This is a genomic window from Daejeonella lutea (assembly GCF_900168015.1).
Lineage (GTDB): Bacteria > Bacteroidota > Bacteroidia > Sphingobacteriales > Sphingobacteriaceae > Daejeonella > Daejeonella lutea.
On sequence record NZ_FUYR01000001.1, the window covers coordinates 522,260 to 537,169 of the forward strand.

A 14,910-nucleotide genomic window follows, 5' to 3' on the forward strand; every position below is an offset into this window, starting at 1 on the left:
ATGTTATCGAAGAACTAATTTAGTGAATTGTTACATTTGTTCGATAAAGCACCACTATGAACACTCAACAGGCGTACGATATCTGGTCTGACATCTACGACACTAACATTAATAAAACCCGGGACCTGGAAGCAAAAGCGATCAGAGAGATCCTTTCCGGTAAGACTTTTAAGCGATGCCTTGAAATTGGAAGCGGAACTGGTAAGAATACCGAATGGCTCATTACAAAAGCTGACGAGATAGTTTGCGTCGATCTTTCTGAAGCGATGCTCAATAAAGCACAAGCTAAGATTGTTAATTCGGGAGTAACTTTTACGCAAGCAGATATAACCAGAGAATGGGATTTCGCTGAAGGCGAATTTGATCTGATCACTTTCAGTCTTATGCTAGAGCATATCGAAGATCTCCAGGAGGTTTTTAATAAAGCAGCGGCTCATTTAACTACCGGCGGATACATTTATATTGGAGAGCTTCATCCATTCAAACAGTATTCTGGCAGCAAGGCCAGATTTGAAACAGAAGCCGGACAACAGATAGTTACCTGCTTTAATCACCACGTTTCCGATTTCGTACAGGCAGGCAAGAAAACTGGCTTAGCACTTGTTGAAGTTCAGGAATATTTCGATGACGATGACCGTACATCAGTACCAAGAATACTGACTTTACTTATGAGAAAAAATGATGGTTAACGAACAGACCTGCCGTAAACTGGCACTTTCCTTTCCTGAAACAAATTTGGCGTCGCATTTTGAGAAGCCGTCATTTAGAGTAGCTAAGAAGATCTTTGCCACACTGAATTTGAAGGAAAACAGGATATGTGTAAAGCTGTCGGAAATTGATCAAGATGTATTCTCCTCATTTGACAAGGATATAATTTATCCGGTGCCCAACAAATGGGGAAAGATGGGCTGGACACTCGTTAACCTGGAGAAAGTCAGAGAGGATATGCTTATGGATATATTAACTATGGCTTATTGCGAAGTAGCGCCTAAAAAGCTTTCAGACCTTATTAATAAACCTGATTTGAACGATATCTAAATGGACGGTCAGAAAAAGAAGGTCTGTATTTTTAACTGGAGCGGCGGAAAGGACAGTTCGCTTGCGCTTTATCACTGCCTTAATGATCCTAAACTTGATATTCGATATCTTGTTACGACCGTAAATGACAGTGCGAATCGAGTATCGATGCACGGGGTACGTGAAGAGCTGCTGATCCGGCAGGCTGAATCAATTGGCATTCCCTTATATCAGATCAGGCTTCCGGAAATGCCAGGTATGAAAGAGTATGATGAAGCAATGTCCCGGCATCTGCAGAAGTTCAAAGACGAGGGTGTAACGCATTCAATATTTGGTGATATTTTCCTTGAGGATTTGAGGAAGTACAGGGAAGACCGATTAGCAGAAGCCGGCTTAAAAGCCATTTTTCCTCTGTGGAAGAGGGATACAACCGAACTGATTAATGAATTCCTGCGTCTTGGATTTCGTACAATGATCGTCTGTACTCAGCATTATCTTGAAAGTTTTTCCGGAAAGGAAATTACAAAGGAGCTAATTACAACATTTCCGGAAGATATCGATGTGTGCGGCGAGAATGGCGAGTTCCACACCTTTGCGTTTGATGGACCAATATTCAAACATCCGATAAGGTTTGAAGTGGGAGAGAAGGTGTTTAAAGAGTTCAAGGCTCCGAAAGATGCCGATGATAGTTGTATATCTCCAGGACCTAAACAGAATGAAAGGGCAGGCTTTTGGTATACAGATCTTGTCCCGCTCACGCAGAAATAAGACCAAATCCCGGGCTTTCTGCTTTTTCTCACTGATTCTCCGTACCTTTGCAGAATTATTTGAAGGTGTAGTGCTTTCATATTAAAAGCTTACCCATGAAGAAGATAGTTGACTACCGGAAATTACTGGAAGTAGATAAAAATGCAGACCTGCAAACACTGAAATCAGTTTACAGGTCCTTAATGAAGACCTGGCACCCGGATAAATTTACCGAATCAGTTGAGGCAAGGGAAGAAGCTGAAGAAAAGAGCAAGACCATTATTGAAGCTTACCACTTTCTGGTAAGTATTGCCCCTGAAACCCGCAACCAGACTTTTGCTGAGTACACCATTACCACTACTACTTCCATGATCCTGGACTTTGAATATCAGTCGCAGGTACTTAAAGTTAGCTTTACCGACGGAAGTGTTTACGAGTATTTCGATGTACCGAAAGCTGTGTATGTCAAGCTGATCAATGCTGATTCGCCAGGTAGGTTCGCACGACGCCACATTTACAACAACTTTGTATACAGGAGTACCAGCAGGCTAGCGGCAAGCGTATAATTAAATTCAGATCAGCTCACGTTAGATACTATTCACAGAGTATTATATTTGACGTGTATGTATATCCCCAAATTTAACCTAGCTACTGACAGAGATGAAATAGTCTCGTTTATGCAGCGCTTCAGCTTTGCTACGATCATAAGCAGCAAAAATGATATTCCTGTAGCTACTCATTTGCCTTTTATTGTCACCATACGTGATGATCAGGTGGTACTAACATCCCACTTCGCAAAAGCTAATGAGCAGTGGAAAGATCTGGAAGGCAATAAGCCACTTGTCATCTTTAGTGAGCCGCACGCATATATCTCCACATCAAATTATGATAAGGAACTAAATGTGCCCACCTGGAATTATATTTCTGTTCATGCTTACGGCAAGGCCCAGCTACTGACTGAGCCCGCAGAAGCAATGAAAGTTATAAACTCTACTATTGAGGCTTTCGAACAATCTTATGGAAAGCAATGGGATTCATTTCCTGATGAGTATAAATCCAAAATGCTTCATGGCATAGTCGCCTTTGAAGTGGTTGTGGATGACCTGCAGGGGAAGAAGAAACTAAGCCAGAACAGATCTGAAAGCGAAAAGGACAAAATCATTCAAGCTCTTTCACACAGCAACGATATGAACGAAAAAGTTATTGCCAGTTATATGCTCAGTGATAAATCTAAATAAAGGTCCCTTATGGTATTCATCACTAATCTTATTTACATAAACCCTGGCCAGGAGCAAGTCTTTGACGAATTCGAGAAGATCGCTATCCCAATTATGTCAAAGTATAAGGGCAAGATGTTGGCACGGATCAGGCCGGGTAAAGACGCTTTCATCGAACAGAGTATTGAGAGCCCTTACGAAATACACTTAGGGGAATTTGAATCAGAAGAGGATTTTAATGCATTTCTGAAGGATGATGAGCGAAAGCAATTTCTGCATCTGAAAGAAAAGGCCATACGATCTACCGTATTAGTGACTGGCAGGAGAGCGGGAATTTAAACCTTCTAATCAGCTTTAAGTTTAGTAAATAGCTTATAAATATTCTCTGACTGCATAATCACCGTGAGCACAAAGATCACCTGAAAAGCCATCAGAATAGTGTCTGGTGATATGCCCATAATAAAGTCATCAGCGTTGGCGAGCATGCTGTTAACAACCAGTCCGAAACCTGTGCCGAGTACAAAGAATATAAACGAGATCCTTAAACTGCGATGAATTGAGGTCTTGTATTTCATCTCAGCGTGTATTCGGTTCATTGTATTCTCTTCAAAGTCGCTGAACGGCATCTCTAATTTGCCTTTTTGCATCAGGACTGAAAATCTGTCTTTAGATCTTTCCATCACTTAATAGTTAAATTCTGATTTCATAAGGTCACTCAGTACCACATGCATATTTTTCCGTGCCCGGTGCAGTGTAACCTTAGTATTCGACTCCGACCAGCCGGTTATTTCACAAACTTCTTTGATACTTTCTTCCTGCAGATAGAACAGGCGTAATGCGAGGCTTTCATTGGGAATCAACTTTTTCAGCGCTTCATTAATCAGATAAGTTTGTTCTTCTTCTTTTAACGATGCCAAGAATGAATCGTCTGGGATATAGGCTTCATAATCCGCATTAAAAGAGATGATCTCTTTCTTGATCTTCTTTAAGCGGGTAAGAGCTTCGTTAACTACTATCCGGTAGAACCAGGTGCTGAATTTAGATTGACGGTTGAACGACTTCAGTGCGTTAAATGCTTTTACGAACGCATCCTGAACCACTTCCTGAGCAATATATTCATCTTTAACAACAGACATGGTGACTGAAAAGGCCATGTCTTTGTACTCTTTCAGGAAATACCTGAATGCTTCGCGATCACCGCTAAGGACTTTTTCGATGTAGATATCGTCCATTTAAGCTTCTAGCTTTTTTTGTCAAGGCGGTTAGCATAGACCATGCCTAATCCACCGATTATTCCAACCAAAGCCACTTCGAGACCCTCGGGAACATTGATAGATAGGCTGTGAAGGATGGTCACGATCATTATTCCAATGCTTATTGCGATAATTATAATACCAATCCGTTGTAACGAATTCTCGCTACGCCGTGGTAATGGGCTATTCGTCAGTCCTTTTTCAATGAGAAGCATTTTCTCATTGTGCTTCGCCTTGAAATAAAAGATAGCGGAAATGAAAAGACAAACCATTAATATTCCAAAGAGGACAAAGGCAGCAGATTGCGGATCAATGCTATAAAGTAATAGGTTCATAATTATATAGTTTAATTAATATTTACCCATAGGATATCAGCCAGACACGAAAGGTTACAAGAATTGAAAATAGTTATTAATTACCAAACTAGCCCGGCCTTAAGTTGCTGGCTGGAAGGGTATAGTCAATGCAATTATTAAATAGTTGAGAGTTGAAAGTGAAGAGTTGCAAATGGACTAGACGCTGTGAGAGTGTTGGATTGTATGTAGGTAGTTTCAGGTTAGACGACCAACGTGCTTAGTTATATTATTTCTATTTTTGAACCACTAAAACGTTATTATGAACGATTTTGACTGGACCTCGTTTACAAAAAGAATTGCTATCAGGGCAGGAATTGCGGAGATTTACGATGCCTGGACTAAGAGTGAAGAACTGCAGAAGTGGTTCCTGGAAAAGGCTACTTTTTATAATTCTGATAAGTCCCTGGAGCCAAGAGTCAGTGCATACGCAGGCAATTCATATACGTGGATTTGGTATCTGTATGAGGATGCTATGAATGGCCGGATCACGGCTGCAAATTGGAAAGACTTTCTGCAGTTTACTTTCGAGGGTGAATGTTTGGTAGATGTAAAACTTAGTGAAGATAATGGATATACGATCGTCGAACTCAGGCATCACAATATTCCCACGGATGATAATTCAAAGAAGTTCATCAGGCTTGGCTGTTCTAATGGCTGGGGCTTTTACCTAACAAACTTGAAGTCGATTTATGAAGGGGGAATAGATCTCAGAAATAAGGATAGTAATCTAAGTCCGATGATTAATAATTAAAGTTTTTGTATCTTGTAAATAATGAAGATCTGTGTTCGAAATATTTTACTCCTATTTCTTCTAAGCACCGGCGCACGTCTATTTGCGCAGAATGAACCTACTCGTATTATACTGGATTGTAAAGGCACACCCACTGGTCCGATGCCGCTTTTCGTTTTTAAAGTTGCGAACAAAGAGTGGGCTGTGAATTCAACTCCCAAAACCTTCAAACCTGAATGGATTAAAAACATAAAGATTCTAAAGTCGTCTGATGGTTTGAAATACGGTAAAGGAGGAGAAAATGGGGTTGTCGTGATTGAAGTTAATAATAAGGATAGTAAACGAGTGTACGCACTGATTCGGGAAGATTCCAGAAAGATTATCCCTATCGATAATTAGCGGATAATAAATGTCGCTACTCGTGAGAAAATCTATTAAGTTTCTTGTTGTTATACTGTTTTGCTCGTTCAGTTTCGATAGCCTGGGACAAGAACGACTTCCGCCTATTGCAAACCCTTCCAGAGATAATTTTGCCTTGTTATCATCGGCGCCTTTAGTTCCAATAGATAGTCTCGTACCGCCGCGGTCACAGCCTACAGTTGCCAAGATTATAATTTGCGGCCCATGCGGTCAACATGGGGATAAGCCTGTTTATATATTAACGATCAAAGGCAAATCAGTTCCCTTGCCCATGGAGCTTTCCGATAAGGTTCCTGCAAGCTCAATCGAAGCTATTAATATACTTACACGTAATAAGGCCAGGAAGTTTGGTGCGGGGGCGGTAACGAATGGAGTTGTTGTAATCAGTGTAAAAAAAGAATTCGAGAAAGAAATATTAGCCGCACTGCCATCAGATTATAAAAAGCTGCATAATTTGTAGGAATTCAAACAATACGCGCCAATTCTCATTTTCTTATTTCATGAATAACATTCTTTTCTTTGGCGATAGCCTGACCGCCGGGTATGGCCTGGGCAATGTAGACAACGAATCATTTCCGGCTTTGATGGGGCAGAAGATAAAAGACGCCGGTTTGGATTATAGAATAATAAACGCAGGACTTAGTGGCGACACATCCTCCGGCGGATTGGCAAGATTGGATTACTGGATTAGTCAGCCGATAAAGGTTTTTATACTGGAATTGGGCATTAATGACATTTTACGGGGAATACCACCATCACGCACCTTAGCCAACCTCGATTCGATTGTACGCAAAGTTAAAGCCAAGTACCCTGATGTGAAGCTGGCCTTAATGGGGATGGAAATACCGGCATTTATTCCCGGAGCCTTTGCTGCCGAATTTCGAAGTATTTTCAGAAAGCTTGCCGAATCGCACGATATGGTATTTGTTCCTTTTTTCCTGGAAGGTGTTGCTGGTCTGGCACATCTTAACATGAAGGATGGATTGCACCCCTCAGCTGCGGGTTACAGGATAATTGCGGATAAGGTGTGGCCTGTTATACAAAAGATCTTGTGACCTTTGTCCAAGGTATGGGAGTATGTGGTGTTTCCACTGATTCTTCGCGAGGAGTCCGAATTTTAAAGGAACCGGGCTTAAACCATAAATAGCAGCAGAACAATTCCCGATCTAAACCCGATCGAAGCGGCAGCTTTTTGCCTTTTCGGGCAAAAACTACCGGCCTACCGGCAGGCAGGCAGCGTAGAGCGGGGCTGGATAAACCTATGATCAATTGTCTGTGCTTTTCAAGAATAAAACGTTTTCAAAACGTCTCTGCAATTCGGCTAACACAAAAAAGCCCATCTCCAATGAGACAGGCCTTTGATCTTTGGAAGATCGTGATTATATAAAGGAAGTGGAAACACTTGTAATTTTCCAGCCCTTACCTGTATTTGACAGGTTCAGATAGCTAACTTTTGAGAAGGTATCATATTTCATGGTTACTTTAACAACGCTGAAAGTTGGGGTTCCTTCAACAATAGTGTAGCTTGTAGAGCAGTTTTGTTTAACGTTTTCGCTTGCTTTTAATGCATTCAGCATTTCTGCTTTGTTGTGGCTAACAATTTTTTCGCCGCGGGATGAAGAGAACTTAACGCCATTGTCAAGTACTTCCGGCAGAGCTGCAATTTTTCCTTCAGCTACTGCTGAGATGTAAGTTTTCAAAGCGTAGTTCATTTCAAGTTTTTCTTTAGCTGTACCATCAGCTGCGAATGATGAAAATGAGAAAGCGATTAATAATGCTGCGGTGATTGTTTTTAGAGTTTTCATAATGTTTGAGTTTAAAGTTTAATGTTTGTGTCTTTTGTTTAAACCTGCCTTCCGGCAGGCAGGTATTGTTTTCTGGTTTGTTTCGTTGATCAAAAGTATATCAGAAAATGCCCCTGGTATACACCAATTAGGCAGATGGCGGGAACTTTTCGGTGAACGGCGGAAAATACTAGGTGAAAATGGGAGGCGATTTTTTCACCGATTCAATAAGTGATTTTCGCATATGCCTGCGCTGGGTTAGGCTGGTAGAATACTAAATCTACTCCCAGCCTCAACATAGTGTTGAACGTAGGATAAACGTAGGATAAACGTAAGATAAACGTAGGATGAAGCTTGCTTAGTGAAGCAATAGTTATAGACTCACTTTTAGTGGCCTTCACCTTCCATCATCTTCCTGGCATGGAAAACTCCTGGCAAAATGGCTTCCAGCGACTCACGTGCTCCATTGGTGCTTCCCGGAAGGGTAACGATTAGCGTGTTAGCGATAGTGCCCGCGATAGATCTGCTCATCATAGCCAGCGGGGTACGCATTTGGCCAAAGCTGCGCATTGCTTCAGTTATCCCGTCGGCGTCACGTTCGAGGATTTCGCGAACAGCATTGGTTGTGTTGTCTCTTGGCCCCAAACCTGTACCGCCAGTGGTGAAGATAAATTCCACATCGGCGCTTACCCACTCTCTAATCTGTGCCTGAATAGCGTCTTTGTCGTCAGGCAGAACTTTATAGTGCAGTACTTTTGCTTTAACATTTTCGAGCATAGCCGATACCAGCTTGCCGCTTTTATCTTCCCGGGTACCTATTGCAGTTGAATCTGAGCACACGAGCACGGCGCAGGTAGGGGTCTTTTCAGTAAAACGATCACGGTCGCTTTTGCCGCCTTTCTTTTCCAGAAGCCTTATCTGGCCAATTTCCAAAGACTTGTCTACAGGCTTGAGCATGTCATAAATCTCCAGGGCGGCGACTGAGACAGCCGTAAGCGTTTCCATCTCAATCCCTGTGCGCCCAATGGATTTCGCTTCTCCGCGGATAACGATACCTGTGCGTTCCATTACAGCTGCATCAAATAATTCTGAATGGTCCTCTCTACTTAGAAATTCAAAGGTGAAATCCATGGCATCTATAGTTACCGGATGACAATGGGGAAGGAGCTGAGGAGTAAGCTTTGCTCCTAAGAAGCCGGCGGCACGTGCCACATCAAACAAGTTTCCTTTAGGCAGGGAGCCGGAATTGATCAGCTCTATTGATTTAGCTGAACAAAAAATGATTCCTACTGCTCTGGCGGTGCGGAGAGTGATTTGCTTGCTGGTGATATCGCGCATAAGGGCAATTACGAATTACGAATTAAAAGTTACGAAGGAACAGGAACTCATTACCGAGGCAAATTACAAAAACATAAGTAGGTTTGGTACAAGATAAGACTGCCGGGTTGCACGTAATTCGTAATTTTTAATTCGTAATTATAACCCTTCCAATTTAACTATACCTTTTGCACTTTACATGTCATTTCTTATACGCGAGCATAAAATCCCACACCCTTTCAAAAGAATTATAATCCATGTTCTTGCCGGATGACAAAGGCTTTCCAGGTTCTCTAAGCGTTGGGTGCTGGTGGTAGCCATTAATGATCTTGTAAAGGATCACATCATATTTGCCCTTATACTCCTGCACTTCTACTGTTGATTTGTCACCGGGCTCAACATCCGGAAGGGTCGTGATCTTTGCTTTCTTGCTTGCGCCATTGCGCTTTACCCAATATGCCACATTTTCGTCGCCAGACAGGATGCTTGGTGTGCGGGTTACCCGGATCGGGCCACCGCTCCATTTAATTACCGTGTCCGCCGTGCCGCTGGTTATAATAATAGGGATTGGTTGAGCTTTAGGGAACTGCTCAGCAACTGTATTGCTTATAGATGAAACAAAGGGAGCTATTGCCGCTATTTTTTCCGGAATGTCTACACTCAGGCGGTAAGTCATCATGCCGCCATTTGAGCTTCCGGAAACATAAACCCGGGATGGGTCGCCTTTAAAGTCTTTTATAAACAGATCTATCAGGGAGCTAATATAGCCTACATCATCGACGCTATCGGTTAATGGGTAGCTGCCGCCGAGCTTATCATTCCAGTGCTTCGAGGTAGCGTCTGGATAGACAACAATCGCCTTGTCGCGATCTGCTCGGGCATGATACTGCGGGCCCAGGACATTTACACCAATCTGTGCGCTTGCACCCATTCCATGTAAGAAAAACACGACCGGCAGTTTTGCTTTCTCATCATAGCGCTGCGGTATATAGTACATGAACCTACGATCAAGGCCACCAAATTTAACCGTTTCGGTATGTACACCGGGGGCTTTAGGCGATTGGGCAAGGACGGCGCAAGCGATATTAATCAGGATCAGTGTGGCGAGTAAAGATTTTGTCTTCATTTGAATAATATTGGATCGCAATTATCACTAAATTTTATTGCATTCGTTGCTAAAGTCTTAGAGCGTAACAGCACTGTTGCCAATAATAGTTTTGAATATGGTTGGGAGATTCTAATTTAAGGAGATCAATTCATTAAGAGTTGTGAACTACTCTTGTTTTATATTTTTTTCTAATCAAAAATAAGCTAATTTGTTAAAAGTTTATATGCGGAACTATGCGGGTTTGAATGCCGTTTCTACACCAGAAGATTTATGAGAGTTGCACTTTTTATTCCATGTTATGTCAATCAGCTCTATCCATCAGCTGCAATTGCTACATTGGAACTCCTGCAGAAACTTGCAGTGGACGTAAGTTACCCAGCTAAACAAACCTGTTGCGGGCAGCCAATGGCTAACTCTGGTTTCGAGCATATGGCTCAGTCCTGTAACGACCTGTTTATAGAGAATTTCTCTGGATACGACTACATCGTTGCTCCGTCTGCCAGTTGTGTTTTACATATAAAAGATCATCTTCATTCCCATGCTGATGAAGATGCAGCAACAGAGATACGTGGAAGAATATATGAGTTGGTGGAGTTCCTGACCGATGTACTTAAGATTGAAAAACTTGATGCCCGCTTCCCTCATAAGGTTGGCATGCACCAGAGCTGTCATGGCTTGCGCGGACTGCATCTCGCACAGATGAGCGAGCTGGTCGCCGCAGATTTTTCAAAACCCCAGCACTTATTAAATATGGTGGAGGGAATAGAAATGGTGACCCTGGATCGCAAGGACGAATGTTGCGGCTTCGGCGGACTATTTTGCATCGCAGAAGAGGCAGTGTCTGTTAAAATGGGGAAGGATAGGATTACGGATCACACCAAAAATGGCGCGGAGTATATTACTTCACCCGACCTTTCCTGTCTGATGCACATGGAAGGGATACTTCAGAGAAATAAAAGCAATGTGAAGATCATCCACATTGCTGAGATTTTAAACAGTTCAGTTACTCAAATATGAAAAGTACCGCAGACCACGCTACGCTGGCGGAGAAATTCAACCGGGATGAGGAACGGGTTGACTGGCATGATGGTGCACTTTGGTGGATCAGGCAGAAGCGCGACCGATCGGCAAACTTAACGCCGCAATGGGAAGAGTTGAGAGAAGCTGCTTCTGCGATTAAAAGCAATGTTATCTCTAATCTGCACGATTATCTCGTGCAGTTTGAGGAGAATCTGACAAAGAATGGCGTTAAAGTATACTGGGCTTCAGATGCAGAGGAACATAACCAAATCGTTTACTCGATCCTCAAGGCAAAGGAAATTACCCAGATGGTTAAAAGTAAATCCATGCTTACGGAGGAGTGCGGATTAAATGAATATTTGCACGAACGAGGTATCGATGTTATAAACTCGGATCTGGGAGAATATATTCAGCAGATTGATAATGAACCGCCCAGCCACATTGTGCTGCCGTGCATCCATAAAAAGAAGGAAGAAATAGGAGAGTTGTTCCACGAACATCTGGGAACAGAAAAAGGGCTTTCAGATCCGACTTTACTAACGAGGGTGGCGCGAAAACATTTACGTAATGTGTTCCTTACTCGCAGGGCTGCTCTCACAGGAGTGAACTTCGCCGTAGCTGAAACAGGAGAATATGTTGTCTGTACCAATGAAGGGAACGCCGACATGGGAGCACATCTGTCGGAAGTGCAAATCGCATCCATGGGACTTGAGAAGCTCATCCCTGAAAGGAAACACCTGGGCGTGTTTTTGAGGTTACTTGCACGGAGTGCTATCGGTCAGCCGATAACTATTTACTCAAGTCATTTTAAGAAACCGCGCCCCGGACAAGAGATGCATCTGATTCTTGTTGACAAGGGCAGAAGCACTTTACTGGCGCGCCCTGACTTCAGAGATTCGCTGAAATGCATTAAGTGCGGGGGCTGTATGAATACGTGTCCGGTCTACCGTAAAAGCGGCGGCTTAAGCTATCACAATACCATCTCCGGGCCAATTGGCGCAATCCTCGCCCCGAATCTGGATATGCAGCAGCACGCGGATCTTCCATTTGCTTCAACGCTTTGCGGATCATGCTCTAATGTATGCCCTGTGAAGATCCCAATTCATGATCAGCTGTATAAATGGCGCCAGGTAATTGTAAAAGAAGGCTATGTAGCCAATCGCAAAACGTTTAGCATGAAAGCAATGTCGCTGACTTTTGCTTCGCCTGATATTTATAGAACAGCAGGCCTAACTGGACGCTGGATCCTGAATTATGCTCCCTTTGCCGTTAACAATAAGTTCAATCCCTGGTACAAGCAGAGGGATATGCCGGAAAGTCCGAAGCAATCATTTGGGGAGTGGTATAAAAAGAATGTAAAGGAAAATAATAAAGACGCATGAGCAGCAGAGAAAAAATACTGGCAGCGGTAAAGCAAAATCAGCCGCCTTTGTCGCCGCTACCAGATATATCCATGTTTAATGTGGTCGAAGTTGACATTGCATCGAAATACACAGATACCTTTACTGGTATTGGGGGACAGGTGTTTGCCGTTACCCAGCTGGATACCATAAAAGAAATAGTACCGGAACATTTTGATACCAGTAAACGCATCGTGACAACCATTGCTGAATTAAATGACATTGCCGAATTGATCTCTGCCAATGTTGATCCTCATGGCTTTGAAGATGTAGAGCTGGCAATTATTGAAGCGAGACTCGGGGTAGCAGAAAACGGCGCCGTCTGGCTGACTGAAAGTGTAATGGGACAGCGAATTATTCCTTACATCTGCCAGCACCTTGCTGTTGTGGTTTATGAGGATAGCCTCGTTTCCACGATGCACGATGCATACGCTAAGATCGCTACTGAAGACTATGGTTTTGGAGGTTTCATTGGTGGTCCTTCCAAGACTGCAGATATCGAACAGGCCCTGGTCTTAGGTGCACATGGCCCATTGAGCATGACTATTTTTTTGGTTAAATAAAATCCTTCCCGCGTAAGCATCACAAAACAACTATTAATGAGCAACCTGAATATTATTATCCGAGACAATTTACAAACAGAGTACAACGATGTGTACACCCCGGAAGCACTGGCTGCTTTATCGCACATGGCGCATTTCAACAATGATGTAAAAGATTTAATGACCAAACGGATTCAACGAAGATCCGAACGTCAAAAGAACAAACAGCGAATTACTTTTTACGATCCTGAGAGTTCAATACCACGGACAAATATCAAAGTACAGGATGCACGCGACGGCAGATTTGAAGGGTCTGAGATTCCTGCTGATCTTCAGCGTCAATGGATCCAGGGAACAGGCCCTGCGGCGAAACCTAACGCGAGCCTGGAAAGCAGTATACGGAATGTTGCTTATGCGCTCTTGTCTGGTGCTGATGGCTGGATGTTCGATGGGGAGGACGCGCTGGGGCAAATAGATAGTATGTCGCTTGATAATCAGCGTAACCTGAAGCTCGCAATTCGGAAAGATCCCGTTTTTCTTAAAGTAGCTGAACAGGTTGCTGGTGAGATGAACCGCTGGTCGGAAGGGTTTTTAGGTTACCCAATGGTTAAAGATTGGAAGCAGCAGCTAGACTTTACAACCAAGATTTTCCGCTGTCGTGGATTGCACCTCGACGACCGCCATATACGCGATTTTGATGGGCTTGCTTTGGCAGCATCAATTGCCGATCTTACTTTATACGTCGTTAACAACTATCAGGAATTGAATAAGGCAGGTTCTTCAATTGTTCTTTACCTTCCAAAGATCCAGACTGCGGAGGAAGCAGCTTTGTGGAATGAGATGCTTACAGCACTCGAAGCCCATCTGGGCATGACTGAAGGGACTATTAAGGTTTATTTACTAGTTGAGCAACTGGAAGCTACTCACATGCTCATGGAGATCCGTGCCGTGCTGGGTAGGCATTTTGTTGGATATAATACAGGTAGGTGGGATTATATAAACAGTGTTTCTGATGCCATGGCATGGGATAAAACATTTATTAACCCCAATATTGAATCAATAACGATGACTTACGGCTACATGCGGAACTACGAAGACCGTGTGAGAAGAGCCGTTAATACTCCGGATATTAATGGGAACTTCGCACTATGGCAAGGTGGAATGGAACCAAACATACCGGTTGGTTCTGCGGAAGGGGTATCCTCTAGCATGCAGAAAGCCGTGGCGGGAGCGGAGCGCGAACAGCGTGAAGGTGCCAGCGGTAAATGGGTTGCTCATTGGAAGATGGTCAATATTGTGAGGCCTGTTTGGGAAAAAGTAGGAGAGCCGAATCAGCTTGGAAGAAAGTTCCCGGCGCTCACCTATACACAGGAAGACGCTGATGGCTTGATCCTGATCGAGCCTGCGCCCATCACTATACGAGGGGCAAGAAACCTGTTAAGCGTTGCTTTGCAGTACGGAAATGCGTTTGGGCAGGGGATGCAGGCTGCAGCACTCAAGGCGGCAGATTACTTCGGAAATGATGATATACTTTATCTTATGGAAGATATGGCCACTGGGGAGATCAGATTAAGCATTGTGTGGGAGTGGTTAAGTAAGGGTGCTAAATTCACTGAAGACGATTCAGAAACTGGTGTAAAAGCTGGAGACACGTTCACAAGGGAGCTGCTTGAACGCCTTATGGAAGAAGAATATTCTAAACTGTTGAAAGCTGGAAATAAAGATGTGTATGAAGCATCAAAAACGACCACACTGCCAATCTCTAAAGAAATTGCTGACATATACGTCGTCAACGAATACAAGATACCCTGGTTCATTGACCTTTTAAATATTAATTTGAATAATTCTGATCTTGAAATAGCCCAAAATCGAATAAAGAAATATACCACTGAATTTAAAGACAAAGGAAAAAGGATTACTGAGAACCTGGACTTTGTTCCCTAGAAATTCCAGCATGGCGCAGAACCTGCCTGTTGAAAGAAGATTTTACTTTACATTT

20 protein-coding genes are annotated in these 14,910 nt (G+C 43.1%); 14 read left to right on the forward strand and 6 right to left on the reverse strand.

The genetic code is table 11. The features are described 5' to 3' along the window. Nucleotides 1–56: 56 nt before the first annotated feature. The 6 genes from B5X60_RS02340 (at nt 57) to B5X60_RS02365 (ending at nt 3,320) form a co-directional block, all read left to right on the forward strand. Nucleotides 57–689: a class I SAM-dependent DNA methyltransferase gene (locus B5X60_RS02340; protein ID WP_079701019.1), complete on the forward strand. Its 633-nt coding sequence runs from the start codon at nt 57–59 to the stop codon at nt 687–689. Continuing rightward, complete coding sequence (locus B5X60_RS02345) at nt 679–1,038, forward strand: MmcQ/YjbR family DNA-binding protein (protein ID WP_245803450.1); 360 nt, start codon at nt 679–681, stop codon at nt 1,036–1,038. The genes B5X60_RS02340 and B5X60_RS02345 overlap by 11 nt, the downstream gene beginning before the upstream one ends. Continuing rightward, nucleotides 1,039–1,785, forward strand: coding sequence for a Dph6-related ATP pyrophosphatase (locus B5X60_RS02350; RefSeq protein WP_079701023.1), 747 nt, complete (start codon nt 1,039–1,041; stop codon nt 1,783–1,785). A gap of 95 nt (nt 1,786–1,880) precedes the next feature. Then, complete coding sequence (locus B5X60_RS02355; protein WP_079701025.1) at nt 1,881–2,330, forward strand: KTSC domain-containing protein; 450 nt, start codon at nt 1,881–1,883, stop codon at nt 2,328–2,330. 57 nt (nt 2,331–2,387) lie between these two features. Continuing rightward, nucleotides 2,388–3,002 carry an FMN-binding negative transcriptional regulator gene (locus B5X60_RS02360; RefSeq protein WP_079701027.1) on the forward strand — a complete coding sequence of 205 codons (615 nt, stop codon included), beginning with the start codon at nt 2,388–2,390 and terminating at the stop codon, nt 3,000–3,002. A gap of 9 nt (nt 3,003–3,011) precedes the next feature. After that, on the forward strand, nt 3,012–3,320 hold the full coding sequence (locus B5X60_RS02365; protein WP_079701029.1) for a DUF1330 domain-containing protein: 309 nt from the start codon (nt 3,012–3,014) through the stop codon (nt 3,318–3,320). 5 nt (nt 3,321–3,325) lie between these two features. Here B5X60_RS02365 and B5X60_RS02370 read toward each other — a convergent pair whose 3' ends face one another. From B5X60_RS02370 to B5X60_RS02380, 3 genes are read right to left on the reverse strand one after another with little or no spacing between them, the layout of a single operon-like run. Continuing rightward, entirely contained in the window at nt 3,326–3,661 is a 336-nt protein-coding gene (locus B5X60_RS02370; protein ID WP_079701031.1) for a hypothetical protein, read from the reverse strand. A 3-nt stretch (nt 3,662–3,664) separates the two neighbouring features. Next, nucleotides 3,665–4,213, reverse strand: coding sequence for an RNA polymerase sigma factor (locus B5X60_RS02375; protein ID WP_079701032.1), 549 nt, complete (start codon nt 4,211–4,213; stop codon nt 3,665–3,667). 8 nt (nt 4,214–4,221) lie between these two features. Continuing rightward, nucleotides 4,222–4,569: a DUF6249 domain-containing protein gene (locus B5X60_RS02380; protein WP_079701033.1), complete on the reverse strand. Its 348-nt coding sequence runs from the start codon at nt 4,567–4,569 to the stop codon at nt 4,222–4,224. Nucleotides 4,570–4,849: 280 nt separating this feature from the next. Between B5X60_RS02380 and B5X60_RS02385 the strand changes: the two genes are divergently transcribed. The 4 genes from B5X60_RS02385 to B5X60_RS02400 are packed head-to-tail and all read left to right on the forward strand — an operon-like array spanning nt 4,850 to nt 6,795. Beyond that, entirely contained in the window at nt 4,850–5,341 is a 492-nt protein-coding gene (locus tag B5X60_RS02385) for an SRPBCC family protein (RefSeq protein ID WP_079701034.1), read from the forward strand. Between the two features lie 21 nt (nt 5,342–5,362). Further along, nucleotides 5,363–5,719: a hypothetical protein gene (locus tag B5X60_RS02390; protein WP_079701035.1), complete on the forward strand. Its 357-nt coding sequence runs from the start codon at nt 5,363–5,365 to the stop codon at nt 5,717–5,719. Between the two features lie 22 nt (nt 5,720–5,741). After that, on the forward strand, nt 5,742–6,200 hold the full coding sequence (locus B5X60_RS02395) for a hypothetical protein (protein WP_139377343.1): 459 nt from the start codon (nt 5,742–5,744) through the stop codon (nt 6,198–6,200). Nucleotides 6,201–6,240: 40 nt separating this feature from the next. Continuing rightward, complete coding sequence (locus B5X60_RS02400) at nt 6,241–6,795, forward strand: arylesterase (RefSeq protein WP_079701039.1); 555 nt, start codon at nt 6,241–6,243, stop codon at nt 6,793–6,795. Nucleotides 6,796–7,119: 324 nt separating this feature from the next. Here the strand turns inward: B5X60_RS02400 and B5X60_RS02405 are convergent, their stop codons facing one another. The 3 genes from B5X60_RS02405 to B5X60_RS02415 form a co-directional block, all read right to left on the reverse strand. Then, nucleotides 7,120–7,545 (reverse strand): nuclear transport factor 2 family protein, encoded by a 426-nt coding sequence (locus tag B5X60_RS02405; RefSeq protein WP_245803451.1) that lies wholly within the window; start codon nt 7,543–7,545, stop codon nt 7,120–7,122. A gap of 366 nt (nt 7,546–7,911) precedes the next feature. Further along, the gene (moaCB, locus tag B5X60_RS02410) at nt 7,912–8,862 is read right to left on the reverse strand and encodes a bifunctional molybdenum cofactor biosynthesis protein MoaC/MoaB (protein ID WP_079701041.1); all 951 of its coding nucleotides are present in this window, start codon (nt 8,860–8,862) and stop codon (nt 7,912–7,914) included. 181 nt (nt 8,863–9,043) lie between these two features. Further along, complete coding sequence (locus B5X60_RS02415) at nt 9,044–9,967, reverse strand: alpha/beta hydrolase family esterase (RefSeq protein WP_079701043.1); 924 nt, start codon at nt 9,965–9,967, stop codon at nt 9,044–9,046. Nucleotides 9,968–10,219: 252 nt separating this feature from the next. Here B5X60_RS02415 and B5X60_RS02420 point away from each other — a divergent pair, with 252 nt between their 5' ends. The 4 genes from B5X60_RS02420 to B5X60_RS02435 are packed head-to-tail and all read left to right on the forward strand — an operon-like array spanning nt 10,220 to nt 14,855. After that, the gene (locus tag B5X60_RS02420) at nt 10,220–10,966 is read left to right on the forward strand and encodes a (Fe-S)-binding protein (protein WP_079701045.1); all 747 of its coding nucleotides are present in this window, start codon (nt 10,220–10,222) and stop codon (nt 10,964–10,966) included. Continuing rightward, nucleotides 10,963–12,351 carry a lactate utilization protein B gene (locus tag B5X60_RS02425; RefSeq protein ID WP_079701047.1) on the forward strand — a complete coding sequence of 463 codons (1,389 nt, stop codon included), beginning with the start codon at nt 10,963–10,965 and terminating at the stop codon, nt 12,349–12,351. The genes B5X60_RS02420 and B5X60_RS02425 overlap by 4 nt, the downstream gene beginning before the upstream one ends. Continuing rightward, nucleotides 12,348–12,932, forward strand: coding sequence for a LutC/YkgG family protein (locus B5X60_RS02430; RefSeq protein WP_079701049.1), 585 nt, complete (start codon nt 12,348–12,350; stop codon nt 12,930–12,932). Before B5X60_RS02425 ends, B5X60_RS02430 begins: the two co-directional genes overlap by 4 nt. A 36-nt stretch (nt 12,933–12,968) precedes the next feature. Continuing rightward, nucleotides 12,969–14,855 (forward strand): aldolase/citrate lyase/malate synthase family protein, encoded by a 1,887-nt coding sequence (locus B5X60_RS02435; protein ID WP_079701051.1) that lies wholly within the window; start codon nt 12,969–12,971, stop codon nt 14,853–14,855. The last annotated feature ends 55 nt before the right edge of the window (nt 14,856–14,910 follow it).

Coding starts and splice junctions, on each gene's coding strand:
- B5X60_RS02385 (WP_079701034.1), top strand. CDS start 4,850: ATGAACGATTTTGACTGGACCTCGTTTACAAAAAGAATTGCTATCAGG.
- B5X60_RS02420 (WP_079701045.1), top strand. CDS start 10,220: ATGAGAGTTGCACTTTTTATTCCATGTTATGTCAATCAGCTCTATCCA.
- B5X60_RS02405 (WP_245803451.1), bottom strand. CDS start 7,545: ATGAAAACTCTAAAAACAATCACCGCAGCATTATTAATCGCTTTCTCA.
- B5X60_RS02400 (WP_079701039.1), top strand. CDS start 6,241: ATGAATAACATTCTTTTCTTTGGCGATAGCCTGACCGCCGGGTATGGC.
- B5X60_RS02425 (WP_079701047.1), top strand. CDS start 10,963: ATGAAAAGTACCGCAGACCACGCTACGCTGGCGGAGAAATTCAACCGG.
- B5X60_RS02355 (WP_079701025.1), top strand. CDS start 1,881: ATGAAGAAGATAGTTGACTACCGGAAATTACTGGAAGTAGATAAAAAT.
- B5X60_RS02345 (WP_245803450.1), top strand. CDS start 679: ATGATGGTTAACGAACAGACCTGCCGTAAACTGGCACTTTCCTTTCCT.
- B5X60_RS02415 (WP_079701043.1), bottom strand. CDS start 9,967: ATGAAGACAAAATCTTTACTCGCCACACTGATCCTGATTAATATCGCT.
- B5X60_RS02375 (WP_079701032.1), bottom strand. CDS start 4,213: ATGGACGATATCTACATCGAAAAAGTCCTTAGCGGTGATCGCGAAGCA.
- B5X60_RS02340 (WP_079701019.1), top strand. CDS start 57: ATGAACACTCAACAGGCGTACGATATCTGGTCTGACATCTACGACACT.
- B5X60_RS02435 (WP_079701051.1), top strand. CDS start 12,969: ATGAGCAACCTGAATATTATTATCCGAGACAATTTACAAACAGAGTAC.
- moaCB (WP_079701041.1), bottom strand. CDS start 8,862: ATGCGCGATATCACCAGCAAGCAAATCACTCTCCGCACCGCCAGAGCA.
- B5X60_RS02360 (WP_079701027.1), top strand. CDS start 2,388: ATGTATATCCCCAAATTTAACCTAGCTACTGACAGAGATGAAATAGTC.
- B5X60_RS02365 (WP_079701029.1), top strand. CDS start 3,012: ATGGTATTCATCACTAATCTTATTTACATAAACCCTGGCCAGGAGCAA.
- B5X60_RS02380 (WP_079701033.1), bottom strand. CDS start 4,569: ATGAACCTATTACTTTATAGCATTGATCCGCAATCTGCTGCCTTTGTC.
- B5X60_RS02350 (WP_079701023.1), top strand. CDS start 1,039: ATGGACGGTCAGAAAAAGAAGGTCTGTATTTTTAACTGGAGCGGCGGA.
- B5X60_RS02390 (WP_079701035.1), top strand. CDS start 5,363: ATGAAGATCTGTGTTCGAAATATTTTACTCCTATTTCTTCTAAGCACC.
- B5X60_RS02430 (WP_079701049.1), top strand. CDS start 12,348: ATGAGCAGCAGAGAAAAAATACTGGCAGCGGTAAAGCAAAATCAGCCG.
- B5X60_RS02370 (WP_079701031.1), bottom strand. CDS start 3,661: ATGGAAAGATCTAAAGACAGATTTTCAGTCCTGATGCAAAAAGGCAAA.